The 15,596-nt window shown below is 40.5% G+C and carries 12 protein-coding genes; 8 read left to right on the top strand and 4 right to left on the bottom strand.

The features are described 5' to 3' along the window. Positions 1 to 52 precede the first annotated feature (52 nt). Both EJ103_RS10225 and EJ103_RS10220 read left to right on the top strand, forming a co-directional pair. On the top strand, positions 53 to 877 hold the full coding sequence (locus tag EJ103_RS10225) for a M90 family metallopeptidase (protein ID WP_004588146.1): 825 nt from the start codon (positions 53 to 55) through the stop codon (positions 875 to 877). A 97-nt stretch (positions 878 to 974) separates the two neighbouring features. Then, complete coding sequence (locus EJ103_RS10220; RefSeq protein WP_126007527.1) at positions 975 to 4,151, top strand: amidohydrolase family protein; 3,177 nt, start codon at positions 975 to 977, stop codon at positions 4,149 to 4,151. Positions 4,152 to 4,291: 140 nt separating this feature from the next. Here the strand turns inward: EJ103_RS10220 and EJ103_RS10215 are convergent, their stop codons facing one another. Beyond that, the gene (locus EJ103_RS10215; protein WP_126007525.1) at positions 4,292 to 4,660 is read right to left on the bottom strand and encodes a hypothetical protein; all 369 of its coding nucleotides are present in this window, start codon (positions 4,658 to 4,660) and stop codon (positions 4,292 to 4,294) included. A 150-nt stretch (positions 4,661 to 4,810) separates the two neighbouring features. Here EJ103_RS10215 and EJ103_RS10210 point away from each other — a divergent pair, with 150 nt between their 5' ends. Further along, on the top strand, positions 4,811 to 5,563 hold the full coding sequence (locus EJ103_RS10210) for a Nif3-like dinuclear metal center hexameric protein (protein WP_029772134.1): 753 nt from the start codon (positions 4,811 to 4,813) through the stop codon (positions 5,561 to 5,563). 13 nt (positions 5,564 to 5,576) lie between these two features. Here EJ103_RS10210 and EJ103_RS10205 read toward each other — a convergent pair whose 3' ends face one another. From EJ103_RS10205 to EJ103_RS10195, 3 genes are all read right to left on the bottom strand, one after another. Continuing rightward, positions 5,577 to 6,341 carry an ElyC/SanA/YdcF family protein gene (locus EJ103_RS10205; protein ID WP_241232268.1) on the bottom strand — a complete coding sequence of 255 codons (765 nt, stop codon included), beginning with the start codon at positions 6,339 to 6,341 and terminating at the stop codon, positions 5,577 to 5,579. 51 nt (positions 6,342 to 6,392) lie between these two features. Next, the gene (locus EJ103_RS10200) at positions 6,393 to 7,280 is read right to left on the bottom strand and encodes a LysR substrate-binding domain-containing protein (RefSeq protein WP_004588141.1); all 888 of its coding nucleotides are present in this window, start codon (positions 7,278 to 7,280) and stop codon (positions 6,393 to 6,395) included. A 455-nt stretch (positions 7,281 to 7,735) separates the two neighbouring features. Beyond that, positions 7,736 to 10,105: a GGDEF domain-containing protein gene (locus EJ103_RS10195; RefSeq protein WP_126007521.1), complete on the bottom strand. Its 2,370-nt coding sequence runs from the start codon at positions 10,103 to 10,105 to the stop codon at positions 7,736 to 7,738. Between the two features lie 214 nt (positions 10,106 to 10,319). Here EJ103_RS10195 and pyrC point away from each other — a divergent pair, with 214 nt between their 5' ends. From pyrC to EJ103_RS10170, 5 genes are all read left to right on the top strand, one after another. After that, complete coding sequence (gene pyrC / locus EJ103_RS10190) at positions 10,320 to 11,369, top strand: dihydroorotase (RefSeq protein ID WP_126007519.1); 1,050 nt, start codon at positions 10,320 to 10,322, stop codon at positions 11,367 to 11,369. Positions 11,370 to 11,833: 464 nt separating this feature from the next. Continuing rightward, positions 11,834 to 12,037, top strand: a complete 204-nt coding sequence (locus EJ103_RS10185; RefSeq protein WP_004588138.1) for a cold-shock protein — start codon at positions 11,834 to 11,836, stop codon at positions 12,035 to 12,037. Positions 12,038 to 12,922: 885 nt separating this feature from the next. Next, positions 12,923 to 13,693 (top strand): DUF3450 domain-containing protein, encoded by a 771-nt coding sequence (locus tag EJ103_RS10180; protein WP_004588137.1) that lies wholly within the window; start codon positions 12,923 to 12,925, stop codon positions 13,691 to 13,693. Between the two features lie 7 nt (positions 13,694 to 13,700). Next, positions 13,701 to 15,065: a MotA/TolQ/ExbB proton channel family protein gene (locus EJ103_RS10175; RefSeq protein ID WP_004588136.1), complete on the top strand. Its 1,365-nt coding sequence runs from the start codon at positions 13,701 to 13,703 to the stop codon at positions 15,063 to 15,065. Continuing rightward, a complete protein-coding gene (locus EJ103_RS10170) occupies positions 15,065 to 15,589 on the top strand; it encodes a MotA/TolQ/ExbB proton channel family protein (protein WP_004588135.1) in 525 nt (174 codons plus the stop codon). The genes EJ103_RS10175 and EJ103_RS10170 overlap by 1 nt, the downstream gene beginning before the upstream one ends. Positions 15,590 to 15,596: the final 7 nt, after the last annotated feature.

Here is a 15,596-nt window from a genome sequence, read left to right as displayed (position 1 = left end):
ATGAGTGCATGCGCACATATTAATAAGAGACTAACTTATTTTGGATGTCCCCATGATAAACGGGCTACTCATTTTTGCTTTGGCTATTTTTGTTGTAATTTATTGGCGCTGGCAGGCACTACAAAACTGGCTTTGGAATAAAAAATATAAAAACGCGGTTTTAAACTCTCAACAAAAAGAAATACTCCTTCGTTGCATGCCTATCTATAAAAAGATGACGGATAACGACAGAGCCAAGCTTGAGCGCCACATAATATGGTTTTTAAATGAAAAGCGCTTTTTAGGCCGAGACGGACTAAAGCTAACCCCCGCCATGAAGCTGATAGTTGCTGCCGATGCCTGTGTGTTAGTGCTTAATAAACCGTGGCCACTTTATAAAAACGTAAAAGAAATTTTACTCTACCCCAGTGCGTATTATGCGCCGCAATCTACACGAGATAGTGCTGGGCTGGTTAGTTACCACAACGCGGTACGCTTAGGTGAGTCGTGGCCTGGTGGCACGTTAGTGCTAAGTTGGCATGATGTACTTGAAGGGAATCGTTTACCAAGCGATGGCCATAATTTAGTGTTTCATGAATTTGCCCACCAGTTAGACCAAGAAACCGGAAAAACCACTGGCACTCCATTATTAAAAACCCCCAATGCTTATAAAGAATGGGCTCGAGTGTTTAGCCGTGCCTTTGTGCAGTTAAAAAGTCATGTTGCTTATAACATGCCTCACGTTATTCATAGTTATGGGGCCACCAACGAGGCTGAGTTTTTTGCAGTACTCACAGAGACCTTTTTAGAAAAGCCGGCGCAGCTTAGGCAGCACGACCCTGAAATTTATAGAATGCTGGTGGATTACTACCAATTTGACCCCATAGTTTGGCATTAATTTTTGGTACTTGGTCTGATAACGCTGGCAAGTTAGCGCTGTTTTTGTTGCAATCGTGTTAGAGAGTTTAACTGCAATAATAACAAGCGAGAAATGCATGAAAAAAATGCTTCACACTGCACTGGCTTTATCAGTCGCCCTTGCAATAGGTCAGCCGCACGCAAACGAAGAGCAAGAAAAGTGGCAGGTAGACTCACCAAAAGGTGAGTTTGTAGATGCAACCATTAGCACAGAGCAAGGCACATGGATGAACATTGATGTTAGTCCTGATGGCAACACGCTGGTGTTTGATTTACTTGGCGACATTTACACTATGCCTATAAGCGGAGGTGAAGCAACTAAACTCACCTCAGATATTGCTTGGCAAATGCAGCCTAGCTTTAGCCCCGATGGGAAACACATTGCGTTTACCTCAGATCAAGGCGGTGGTGATAATATTTGGGTTATGGATGTTGATGGTAGCAATCAACACGCTGTGACTAACGAAACCTTTAGACTTTTAAACAGCCCCGCATGGAGCCCTGATGGCGATTACCTTGTCGCACGCAAACACTTTACCGCTAGTCGCTCACTAGGGGCTGGAGAAGTGTGGCTCTATCACAAAGCGGGTGGTAAAGGTGTTCAGCTTACTAAACGTGAGAACGACCAAAAAGACTTAGGTGAGCCAATGTTCTCACCAGATGGGCGCTATGTTTATTTTTCTCATGACGCGACACCAGGTAAAACCTTTCACTACTCTAAAGATTCTGTTGCCGGTATTTATAAAATTAAGCGCTACGATAGAGAAACAGGCGAAATAGAAACCATAATACAAGGCATGGGCGGTGCGATAAGACCCACACCTTCACCTGATGGTAAAAAGCTTGCCTATATAAGACGTGATGACTTTCAAACAAGCTTGTACTTATACGACCTAACCAGTGGTGAGCACACCAAGCTTTATGACAAGCTTGAACGCGATATGCAAGAAACCTGGGCTATTCATGGTGTGTATCCGACAATTGCGTGGACCCCAGATAACGAAGAACTGGTGTTTTGGGCTTCCGGTTCAATACATAAAATTGCTGTTGATGATAAAGCTGTTGCGCGTGTTCCCTTTAAAGTAAACACCAGTAAAAAAATACAAACCGCGGTACGCTTTACTCAAAATTTAGATACCGATGAGTTTGATGTAAAAATGTTGCGCAACGTGCAGGTTAGCCCCGATGGTGAAACTGCGATTTTTGAAGCATTAGGTTATATTTATAAACGCGATTTAAACTCTGGTAAAATTAAGCGCTTAACCAAACAAACTGATCATTATGAGCTGTTCCCGCAGTACTCCCGCGATGGGAAAAAAATTGTTTACACCACCTGGAGTGATACTAAGCAAGGCACTGTTCGCGTTGTCTCTGCTCGTAGCGGGCGCGGCGAGGCGATAACCCGCGAGCCGGGTAAATACGTTGAGCCTACTTTTAGTCCTGACGGCAAAACAATCGTTTATCGTAAAACCACCGGCGGAAGTATTTTAAATCCTAAGTGGTCACTCAACCCAGGTATTTATAAAGTAAGCGCAAAAGGGGGAGAGAGCGAGCTTATTTCTAAAAGTGGTTATCAACCTCAGTTTGGTAGTGCCAATGACCGTGTATTTATCATGAGCCCTTGGCCTAAGCCTACCTTAAGTGTTGTGGAGCTTGAAACTAAAAACGTTCGTAAACTTTACGAATCAGAGCATGCGACTGAATTTCGAGTCTCACCAGATGGTAAATACTTAGCGTTTGCTGAGCGCTTTAAAGTATTTGTTACCCCGCTGGTAGAAAGCGGCTCACCTATCACAATAAGCCCTAAAGATAACCAGTTTCCTATTGAGCAGTTGTCTGTGCGTGCGGGTGAAAATATAAGTTGGAGTGCTCAAAGTAACACTCTCTACTGGAGCTTAGGGCCCGAGCTATATCATGCAAGCCTTGATGGTATGTTTGCTATTGATAAAGCCGATGATGCCGACTTTAAAGTAAAAAGCGGTGAGAATATTAGCTTTAGTAAAAAAATGGCTGCACCAAAGGGCATGATTGCGCTAAAGGGCGCCAACATTATTACCATGAAGGGTGAGCAAGTCATTGAAAATGGTGTCATTATCACAGACGGTAAACGCATAAAAGCGATTGGTACTGCTGATGAGGTAACGATCCCCAAAGGGGCTGAAATTATCGATGTAACAGGTAAAACAATTATGCCTGGGATTGTTGATGCGCATGCCCATGGCTCACAAGCCAGCGATGAAATTATTCCTCAGCAAAACTGGAAAAACTATGCTGGTTTAGCGTTAGGTGTCACAACAATTCATGATCCATCAAACGATACCTCTGAAATATTTACCGCCAGTGAAATGCAAAAAGCCGGCATGATTGTCGGGCCACGTATTTTTTCTACCGGCACCATTTTATATGGAGCAAATATGCCTGGTTACACCTCGCATATTGATTCGCTAGATGATGCTAAATTTCATTTAGAGCGTCTTAAAAAGGTTGGGGCGTTTAGTGTTAAATCTTATAACCAGCCACGCCGTGAGCAGCGCCAACAAGTTATTGAAGCAGGGCGTGAGCTTGAGATGATGGTTGTGCCAGAGGGCGGCTCACTGCTACAACATAACTTAAGTATGGTTGTTGATGGGCATACGGGCATTGAACACTCAATTCCGGTTGAGCATATTTACGATGATATAAAACAATTATGGTCGCAAAGTGATGTTGGTTATACCCCAACGCTTGTTGTCGCCTATGGCGGAATTTGGGGAGAAAACTACTGGTACGATAAAACGGACGTGTGGAATCACCCGCGTTTAAGTAAGTTTGTGCCTAAAAATCAGCTGTTGCCACGTGCTATGCGCCGAGTAAAAGCGCCCGATCATCACTATAACCACTTTAATAACGCCCGCGTTGCTAAAGAGCTGCAAGATTTAGGTGTACTGGTAAATTTAGGTGCTCACGGACAACGCGAGGGCTTAGGTGCACATTGGGAAATGTGGATGTTTGCTCAAGGCGGTATGAGTTCACTTGAAGCAATTAGAGCCTCTACGCTTGACCCTGCTAAATACTTGGGGCTTGATAAAAATATAGGCTCGCTAGAAGTAGGTAAGCTTGCCGATTTAATTGTTATTGATGGCGATCCGCTGAAAAATATTCGCGATTCAGATAAAGTCGATTACACCATGATAAATGGGCGCTTATATGATGCAAGCACAATGAACGAAGTGGGTAAAAAGCAGCGAAAACCACTTTATTTTGAAAAGCTATAATTGTAATACACGTTTAAAAAGCGGCTATTAGCCGCTTTTTTTAGCTCAAAATAAATTATTTAATAAAGCGAATTGATAGAAGGTGATAAACAGGCACAAAAAAACCGCTTAACGCGGCTTTTTTATTAATCACATGTTGTTTAAACAGCACCGCGTGGTAAGCGACAGTCGTGATCTTTACTTGCAAGCTCAACAATCCAAAGCTCTTCAGCTGTGTAGCCGTCTTCGCTTTGTGTTACAACAGTAAACGGCGCTGTTTTTTGTGCTTTAACAGGCGCAGCAGCTTTAGTTTTAGTTTTTTTCGCAGGCGCTTTTTGCTCAGCTTGTGCAGGCGATTTGCCAGAGCTTAGTTCTTTCGTTAGCTCTGCTACATCAGCTAGGCGTAAGTTTTTGCCACCATCGATGCTGTACCAGCCAGGTTTTGTAGTAATTTCAGGTTTTTTACCATTGGCAGCTTCATATGCAGCTTCAAAGGCAGATAAAACTTCTGTTTTGTCTAGTTTGCTCATCAGAGACCCTATACGTTGTGAACACAGATAAAGAAGCCGTATTTATACCTATTTTCCAACTGTTTTTCAATTTTTTGCGATTTTCCTTCCATTTTAGCCCCATAAACGCCAAAATTTGCACTAAATTCAGTGCTGAGTAAGGTAATAAGTATGCAACGTAGAGAATTTAACCAACTGTTAAACGACATTTTAAAGCCTCACACAATTAAAGATTTTTGTCCTAACGGGCTGCAAGTCGAAGGTAAAAATGAAATCAGAACGATTGTTACGGGGGTGACTGCAAGCCAAGCACTCATTGATGCAGCGATAGAAAAAAAAGCCGATGCTGTTTTGGTTCACCATGGTTATTTTTGGAAAGGTGAATCGCAACCTATTACAGGCATGAAAAAACGCCGTATTGGGGCTTTGTTAGCGCACGATATTAATTTATTTGCCTATCATTTACCGCTTGATATTCACCCTGTTATAGGTAACAACGCCCAACTTGCTAATTTACTCGATATTGAAATAGAGACAGGGCTTGAACCCGTTACTAATAGCGTTGCTATGAAAGGACGGTTAAAAACTCCGCTCACAGGTAGCGAGTTTGCAAATAAAATAGCCAAAGTTTTAAACCGCGAACCTTTAAGTAGTGTTGTACGCGATGAAAAAATTAACACCGTTGCCCTGTGTACAGGAGGCGGGCAAGGTTATATCGATTTAGCAGCAGAGCAGGGGATTGATGCATACCTAACGGGTGAAGCCTCAGAGCAAACTATTCACAGCTCGCGAGAGCAAAATATAGACTTTTTTGCAGCAGGGCATCATGCAACCGAGCGTTACGGAATTAAAGCCCTTGGTGAACTACTTGCTAAAGAACATGGTTTTGATGTGAGCTTTATAGATATAGATAACCCAGTATAAATTTATATATACTCTACAGCGCCTCTGGGTTTATCCAGCGGCGCATACTTATCCAAGCATTCCCAATCACTTCATGGGCATATTGTGTTACTACACGTAATGCCTCAGCATTTGGTATAAATTGTTTATACAAAGGTAAAGCCGCAAAATTGTGATAATCCGTAGCGGCAGGAATTACCTCAATGCCCTGGGCATTAAACAGGTTTATTGAGCGCGGCATGTGTAGCACAGACGTAACCAGTGCAACCTTAAAATCAACGAGCTTAGGCGCGAGGAGTTTAGCTTCTGCGGCTGTATCCATCGCCTGTGGGTTTTGTTTTATGCGGTTTTTACTTACCCCTAAATTTATTGCTGTTTGGCTCATTAACGCGCTATTTGTTATTTTGTTATAGCCACCGCCAGATACGATCAGCGTTGCATTAGGGTATTTTTTTGCAAGCTTAACCCCTTCTACCAAGCGAGTAAGCGCACAATTTCCTAGCTGATTATTAGCGCTTAAAGCGGGGTTAGGGTTTATGTCGCAACCCAGCACAACAATTTTATCAAGGGTTGGGTGTTTTAGTGCATTAAAGGCCAATGACACGGGCTCATTGTTTTTAATCAGTTGATGCGCAGCAAACGGCGTACTTAATACTAAAAGCGCCAATATACTTAAACTTGCGATTACTAAAGCAGACCTACGTGCACGAAACGCCAAAACTAGCATTACAAAAGCAAGTAAACCAAATAGCGGTAACGGCATTATTAAGCCACCTAATAATTTTTTTAATTCAAACATAACAAGCAACATAAAACACAATAGGCCTTATGTTACTTATTCGTTTGTGATTTATCGACCGTTATTTTGCTTACAGGTATTTAAAAAATGGCGATAAACGGGGTTGTCTTTCATGTCTTTTTTCATTGCTAGGTACATAGGGCGGGTTAGCCCTAGTGCACCAAGCGGGATAGATTTAATTAAACCTTGGCTTTCGTAAGGTGTTACCAACCAATCAGGCAGCGCTGCTACACCCATTCCTGCACTCACTAGCTGAAAAATTAATAAGCCTTGGTCTACATTTTTTAAGGTGCCGTCAAAGCGGGCATTTTGAATAAAGTGTTTAAATATATCTTGTCGCTCGCGCGGAATAGGATACGAAATAATGGTTTCGTTTTTTAAATCAAGCGCCGTTACATATGCTTTTTTAGCTAGGTCGTGATCAGGGGCGACGATAAGCTTTAATTTAAAATCAAATAAGTGAGCGTATTCAAGTTTATCAGGATCGCGTATATCTGAGGTCAATACTAAGTCGAGCTCATCGTTGAGTAAATCTGGTATAGCGTCGTAGCTAAAGCCGCGTTCGTAGTCAATTTTAATATCTGGCCAAAAATTATTAAATTCTTTAATAGTAGGCAGCAGCCAATGAAAACACGCATGGCATTCAACACTTAAGCGCAGTTGGGAAATAGGTTGATTAAGGCTTTCTTTTAAACGGCACTTAGTAGCTTCTACTTTAGGTAAAACTTCGTTGGCAAGTTCGAGTAATAGCATTCCTTGTGGCGTAAAGCGCACAGGTTGCGTTTTTCTTTCAAATAATTGGCAGTCTAATTTGTTTTCTAAGTCTTTAATTTGATGAGATAAAGCTGATTGCGTTAAAAATAATTCGCGGGCTGTATTAACTAACGATCCGGTGTCTTTTAATGTCGCAATAGTTTTAAGGTGTTTTATATCAATCATCTTTAATAATTCTCAAGGGAAAAGTGAGTTTGGCTCAGATTGGCTACATACTACGCCTTTACAAAAAACGTTTCAACGTCTAGATGGCTAAAATAATCTATTAATTACTAAAATAACCCCTTAAAGTTAAATTAACTAATGTGGGTACTTTGGTTGCTACTGGTTTGATGAGTTTGGCATGAGTTTAGCTCAAGTTGTTTTGTTGGGTTATAAAGCGGCTTTGTAAAGCGCGGTATGGGCAGGGCAGCTCAATAAATGGCACTGGTATTTAAAAGGGATAAGTAATTATCACAACGCGCAATCATAGGTATGTTTTTAATGGGCTAAAGCTTAAACAGTAATAATATGTTTTTATTGCTTTAAAACTTGAGCGCTTAAATAAACGAATGGGTATTACGGGGCTTACTTTTTACACCTTTTTGGTTGTGAAAAAGTAAGCCTTTTGATACCAGCTACTACAGCGGTTTGTGGATAAGCTTAATGGCGTGTTGTGCTGTAACTGGTTTTGACTTTAAAAAGCCTTGCCCGTAATTACATTGAGTGGCTTGTAAAATATTTAGTTGCTCTTGGGTTTCGATTCCCTCAGCCACAACTTCAAAGTTTAGTGATTGCGCTAATGAGAGAATGGCCTCTACTAACGGGTTATTGGTTTTGTTGAGGTGATCGATAAAGCTTTTATCTATTTTTAAAATATGAATAGGTAATTGGTGTAAGTAACCAAGTGCTGAGTATCCAGTACCAAAGTCATCCAAGCATAACTTCACTTTAAGTGGGGCAAGCCCTTCTATTATTTGAGTTGCTAAATCAAGGTTAGCAATAAGCCCTGATTCAGTGATTTCTAAACACAACGACCCTAAAGGCAGTTGGTATTTATTATATAATGCGTGAACTTGGGCAACAAAGTCGAGGCTGGCAAAATGACGCGATGACACATTGACCGTTACTTTTAAAAAGCGATGCCCCAATGTATGCCAGTGCGCAATATGTTGTGCAGCAAGGTCAAGCAAGTGCAAATCGAGGTTAATAATTTGCCCGGTGGTTTCGGCTATCGGAATAAACTCATTTGGTGGCACAAACCCTTTTTTAGGATGGTGCCATCTCACTAATGCCTCAAAGCCGACAACTTCGCTTGTCGCTATAGTAAAAATAGGTTGGAAATAAAGCTCAAATTCGTTGTGTTCAATGCCGTGTTGTAAGTCGTTTTCTATATCGGCATGTGTTTTGAGCTTTTTACGCATGGTGTTATTAAAAAACTTAACTTGGCCACGCCCGCTTGATTTAGCTTCGTACATGGCTGCATCGGCTTGCTGTAATAGCAAATAGGCTTTATCGTCGCTGCTTTCACTAAAGGCGATGCCAATGCTGGTTGATGCTTGCAATAAATGACTATCCACATTAAGTGGCTTAGCAAGGGCTGTGTTTATTCGTTTTAGCGCTTCGCTAACCTGGTTTCTGTGCGTGATGTTTTCCATAAAAATAGCAAATTCGTCGCCACCAAGGCGTGCAAACGTATCGGTGTTTCTGACGGTGCCTTTTATTAGCTCACAAATTTTAATTAAAAAGTGATCGCCAACCTCATGGCCAAGCGAATCATTGATACTTTTAAATCGATCAAAATCTAAATAAAGCAAGGCATGGCTCGTGCCTTTTTTAACACGCGATAAACGCAAAATTGCATGTTTAATACGCTCAATAAGTAACGAGCGATTAGCGAGGCCTGTTAGCTCATCATGCAATGCTTTGTGTTCAAGCTCTTGCCTTGCAAGCTGCCTATCTATGGCCATACTAATTTGCCTACTTACGTAGGTTAAAAGGGCGCTGTCGTGTTCACTATAATGCAGCTTTTTATCGTAACTTTGAACAACAATTACACCGCTTATTCTATCATTTGCTTTAAAAGGCACACCTAGCCAGGATTCAGAAAGACGGCCAACAAGTTTAAAGTCGCCGTTATTTATATGTTGCTGATAATCGTTTTGATTTAATAGCAGTACACGGTCTGATTTTAGTAAGTAATACGAAGCTGTATCTTTTAATTGCTCTTTTGATATTTTTTTGTGGGCGTGCGTTTGAATGCCTTCTTCAACGATGTAAACCAAATCGAGTATGTCTACTTGCTTATCGTAAAGGGCAATAAAAAAGTTATCTGCAGGAAGTAAGCTATTTATTATGCTGTGAAGAGATTCAAAAAAGGTATCTAGGTTACTGGCTTTATAGGTTAAGTTAGCTATTTGCAGTAAGCTGTTTTCAAGCTTTTGCGCATCATTTAACTGTTTTACTGTGTGCTTCAAGCTATTGACCGTGTTTACTTGGTTTAGCTTAGCACTTAATAAGTGCGCAACCGTGGTTAATATTTCTAAATGCGCGTTTGTGAAGTAGTTTTTTATTGGATGTTCACAATCAATAACCCCTAAAACATGATCCTTGTATATAAGTGGCACACATAACTCTGATTGAGCAGGGCGCTCATCAGCAATGTAGCGAGGGTCTTGCGTTACATCGCCAATAATAATAGCTGTGCCTGTGCGGGCGACATAACCGGTTATACCTTCGTTAAAGCCAATAATTTTACGCTCTGCTTGGTATTCGTCTCTGGCGTGGGTTATGCCCATAGAAGCGACTTGATTTAGCTGTAAACGTGTTTCATCAGCCAGGTAAATAACACAATCAACAAACCCTAGGCGGTTTACTACTTGAGTGGTTACATACTCAAATAACTCTTCTAGGGTATCGAGTTGTAATAAGCTTGAGGAAAACTGATTTATTATGCTCAGCTGTTCAGTTTTAACTTCGAGCGCTTTATAGGTATCGATATGATTCGACATAGGGTAATTTTATTCTTTTTATTTGTATTAGCACCGATAAGTTAACCCAAATTTAAAGCATGTTCAAAATAAAACGCTTAAACGGGTGTAATCGTCGTTAAACTTAAACTCAATAGTATTTTGCAGCACTCATAGAGGGCAATAGTTTAGATAACACTTTACTAGGTCTTTCCATATGCCTATGATCGGATAAATTCAGCCGTGGAAAAAAGTAATGAGCATTAATACCGATTCAAAAAACACATTAACCATAACTCGTCCTGATGATTGGCATGTCCATTTACGTGATGGTGAGCAACTTAAAGATACAGTACGCGATATTAGCCGCTACATGGGCCGCGCCATCATAATGCCAAACCTTGTACCGCCAGCAACGAGCACTGATTTAGCGCTAGCTTATCGAGAGCGAATTATGGCAGCGGGGCCGCAGGGCAACTTTGAACCCTTAATGGTGCTTTACCTAACAGATAAAACCACACCTGAAGAAATTAAAAAAGCCAAAGCAACGGGTAAAATTGTTGCTGCCAAGCTTTACCCAGCTGGAGCAACCACTAACTCAGACTCTGGGGTTACATCAGTAAAGAATATTTACCCTGTTCTAGAAGCGATGCAAGACGTGGGTATGCTGTTATTAGTGCATGGTGAAGTGACTGATTCATCAATAGATATTTTTGACCGTGAAAAAGTATTTTTAGAGACGATTTTAGGCGATGTTGTAGCGGATTTTCCAAATCTGAAAATAGTGCTAGAACACATTACGACAAAAGACGCCGTTGATTTTGTAACAGCTGCGCCGCAAAATGTGGCGGCAACTATTACCGCGCATCACTTATTGTACAATCGTAATCACATGTTAGCTGGTGGCATACGTCCGCATTATTACTGTTTACCTATTTTAAAGCGCAATATTCACCAACAAGCGTTAATGGCGGCAGCTATAAGCGGAAATAAAAAGTTCTTTTTAGGGACTGACTCAGCACCACATTATAAAGATAAAAAGGAAGCTGCATGCGGTTGTGCCGGCGCCTATACAGCACATGCTGCGATTGAACTTTACGCCGAAGCCTTTGAAGAGGCGGGCGCACTGGATAAACTAGAAGGCTTTGCAAGCCATTTTGGGCCTGACTTTTACGGACTTGCCCGTAACACCGATACAATTATCCTAGAGAAAAGCCCTTGGCAAGTCCCCGCAAGTTACACGCTTGGTGACTCACAAGTTGTGCCTATTAAAGCAGAAGCTACGATTGACTGGCAGGTTAAGTAAACTGCTTTAAATTAGCATTGTATTAAAGCCGTATAGCTTGCTGTACGGCTTTTTATTTGCTTGAAATTCAATCTTTACGCGAGTTTTAACGCTCTTTACGAGGGGCTTTATTTATAAAGCTAAGCTGTTATACATGTTTTGTTACAATTACGAGCAACAAAGCTGCCGTTTTTTGTTCAATTTTAGCTTTAAAAATAACCACTTACACATAATGCTTTATTTATTTTTGTTCTGAGTAAATAAATCTTAATTAATAGAGCCAAAAAAAAATTAATGTGTTAACCTTAACTTGCTTTGAGTTTTTGCGTATTGAATTTACGGATATTGTGCTGCGTTTAAGGTTACCGGTTAGGTTAAAACTTGTTCCTGTACTATACCTCCAGAATTTTGGGCACTGACTCAGGGAGGATATAGCCATAATAATATGGCTGAATTTTAATTATTGACTTACAGGAAAATTTAGTATGTCGGTTACTGGTAAAGTAAAATTTTTCAACGAAGCTAAAGGCTTTGGTTTCATTGAACAAGAAAATGGTCCTGACGTGTTTGTACATTTCAGCGCAATCACTGGTTCTGGTTTTCGCACTCTTAGCGAAGGTCAAGCAGTGACTTTCAGCATCAAACAAGGTCAAAAAGGCCCTGAAGCTGAGAACGTAGAAGTAGCATAATTTTAATTATGTGAACCTTAGTTCATCTTGGTGAAGCAGTTTTCTGTTTCACCATAATTCCTCAAAATCTTCCCCGTTGTTTATACATTCCCTAATATTGTTTTACGCTCCCTAATATTTTTTCTACACTCCTTAATACAGTCAAACGTTTAAATTTAATTTCTTGCTATAGCTTCAAACACGCTTAACATATTTCCCATCTTGCTAGTTAATATCCCCGTTAAAAAGCAACGCCGCTTTAATACATTAACAGCTCACAATCTATATACTTTCACTAAGCTTAAGCAATATATTTACCACACGCATAGTGTGTATTAAAAAACCGTGTAATTAACTGAGTGTTTTATGGCTTTAATAAGGCTTAACTTGGGCTTAGCAAAGTTAAAGCCATTAACTTAAATGCAGTAATATTTATACATCATTTCAAAACCACTTTCGAATTGTTGTATTTTTATACGATGAAGCGCGGGATTTTCAAGTTAAGATGTGCTTTTAGCCTAATTTAACCAAATCTAGTTCATCAATTTGTCACATTTTTATTATTTTTGTTTTTTTTTAAGGTGCAATTCAGTTTTGTTTAGATGTTGCATTTTTGTTTCATGTAAGTGTCTAATTTTTAACTAGTGTTTAATTTTAAAGGGGCTATATAATGCTAAAACGCCTTAATGCTGGTTGCATTTATGTTAACAGTATTTTTTGTAATACTTTAGTTTTAGCTTTTTCAAGGTATTTATTTACTTAGAATAGCTAACATCAAGTTGACAGGGCGTATTGCATTTAGCATTATTGGAGGGTTGATATCTATTAAAAGATATCAGGGTTGTCATCCTTAATAAGGTTGATAATTAAATTATAAAAGTAACATTACTTAATTGGTTGGGAACTATGTCTGTTAAAATCAGAAAGAGTCTTGTAGCATCTGCGTTGGTTGGCGCTTTTGCATTTGCAAGCAGCAATGTGATTGCAGATCCTTTGAATGACGTGCAAAAAGCAGGTCAGCAAATTCAAAAGGCTGCTGTTAAGTCTCAAACTAAAATTGACAACGTATACGGTCAAACTCAAGAGCTAATCGCTGAGTACCGTAGTATTGTTGATGAGACTGAACTTATGAAAGTGTACAACGATCACGTAGCACGTTTGGTCGCTGACCAAAATGCGTCAATCGAATCGTTTGACCGTCAAATCGCTACTATCGACAACACTAAACAAAACGTTGTGCCTTTGATGTATCGCATGATCGATACGCTTGAGCAATTCATCAAAGCGGACGTTCCGTTCAATCTTGATTCTCGTCTAGCTCGTGTAGAAAGACTTCGTGAAATCATGGCTTCTGCGTCTGTAACGACGTCTGAGAAATTCCGCCAAGTTCTTGAAGCATACACAGTTGAAACTGCTTACAGCTCGGCTGTAACTGCTTCTCAAGGTACTTTAGAAGTTGATGGTAAAAACATTAACGTTGATATCGGTCGTTTAGGTCGTATCACTTACGTAGCACAATCTTTTGACTTAAAACACGCTTGGGTGTGGGACAACAACACTAAAGAGTGGAAAGAATTAGGTGAAGAATACCTAAAACCAGTTAAAGAAGTGATTCGTATGGCGCGTAAGCAAGCGACACTAGAACTTGTTAAACTACCAATCTTTGGCGCGGAGTAATCGAATAATGAAGAAACTATTTAAAGGTTTTGCTGTTGCAGCAGTACTATCTGTTTCTGCAGGTACCGCGCTTAATGCACATGCAAATACTGATGCTTTAGATAAAATTCTTGAGCAAGTAAAGCAAGAACGTATCTCTGAAGGTAAAATCAATAAGCAACGTGAGCAAGAGTTCTTATCAGAACGTGCTGACAAGCAAGCATTACTTAACAAAGCAAAAAGCCAATTAGCGTCTGAAAAAGCACGCGGTGACAGCTTAGCTAAGCAATATGCACAAAACGAAAATACATTAGCTGAAAAAGAGCAAGCGCTTCAAAACGCACAAGGTACTCTTGGTGAAATGTTTGGTGTTGTACGTCGTGCAGCGCAAGACGCTATCGGTTCTATCGAAGCTTCACTAGTAAGTGCTGAAAAGCCAGGCCGTGCAGAAGTACTTCGTTCATTAGCAGCTGCTAAAGAGCTTCCAACAGTTCGTGAACTTGAAGAACTTTGGATTGCACTTCAAACAGAAATGACTGAGTCAGCAAAAGTTTCTACTTTTGAAACTGAAGTGTCAGGTCTTGACGGCAACTCTACAGTTAAGCAAGTAACACGTATTGGTAACTTTAACTTAGTTACTGACGAAGGTTACTTAATCTACTCGCCAGAGACAAAATCTATTCAGCCTTTAGGTAAACAACCTGATAGCTACATTTTAGATGGTATCTCTGCTCTTGAAGGTACTTCTTCTGACAATTACGCTGGCGTATACATTGACCCGACTCGTGGTGCAATCTTACGTATCAACACGCAGAAGAAAACGCTTATGGAATACTACGAGCAAGGTGCTGAAGTTGGTTACATCATCACAGTTTTATTAGCTGTTGGTCTACTAATCTTCTTAGTACGTTTCGTTGACTTAGCGCTTACTACTTCTAAGATCAAGTCTCAGCTTAAAAACTTGTCTACACCGAATACAAACAACCCACTGGGTCGTATTCTTAAAGTGTACCATGACAACAAGAGCCAAGACGTTGAAAACCTTGAGCTTAAACTTGATGAAGCTATCTTACGTGAAACGCCACGTGTTGAAGCTGGTATTAACATCATCAAGATTCTTGCTGCAATCGCACCGTTACTTGGTCTACTAGGTACAGTAATCGGTATGATCTTAACGTTCCAAACAATCACATTGTTCGGTACGGGCGATCCGAAGATCATGGCTGGTAACATCTCTCTAGCTCTTGTAACTACAGCGCTAGGTCTAATTGCTGCACTACCACTTATCCTACTTCATTCAATTGTTGCAGGTCGTAGTAAGTCAGTATTACATATCCTTGATGAGCAAAGCGCAGGTATCGTTGCTACTCACGCGGAGAAGGAGAAAGCCTAATGCTAGTCCTGATGGAGATATGGGAATCTATCAGGGATTTTGTTGGCACAGGCGGCCAGGTATTATACGTGGTCGCGATAGCACTCTTTCTTATGTGGGTTTTAATGATTGAGCGCTATTGGTTCCTACTTGCTGAATTTCCTCGTTTAACGAAGGATATTGTAGCAAAGTGGGATGCCCGCCAAGACACTACGTCTTGGTACGCACACAGAATCCGTGAAGCATGGATTTCTGAAGCGTCTGAAAAATTAGATCAGCGTATGTTGTTGATTAAAACATTAGTAGCTGTTTGTCCTTTAATAGGCTTACTTGGAACTGTAACGGGTATGATCGCGGTTTTCGAAACCATGGCAACCCAAGGTACTGGTAATGCACGTTTAATGGCATCAGGTATTTCAATGGCAACAATCCCAACAATGGCTGGAATGGTTGCGGCACTATCTGGAGTTTTCTTTAGCTCACGCCTTGAGGCAAGAGCGAGAATGGTGAAAGCCAAACTTGTAGATAGCATGCCTCATCACTAGAGAGAGA

This window comes from Pseudoalteromonas sp. Xi13, assembly GCF_003952205.1.
Lineage (GTDB): Bacteria > Pseudomonadota > Gammaproteobacteria > Enterobacterales > Alteromonadaceae > Pseudoalteromonas > Pseudoalteromonas atlantica.
Note: the sequence above shows the minus strand (reverse complement) of the source record. Positions and strands in the feature narration are given on the sequence as shown.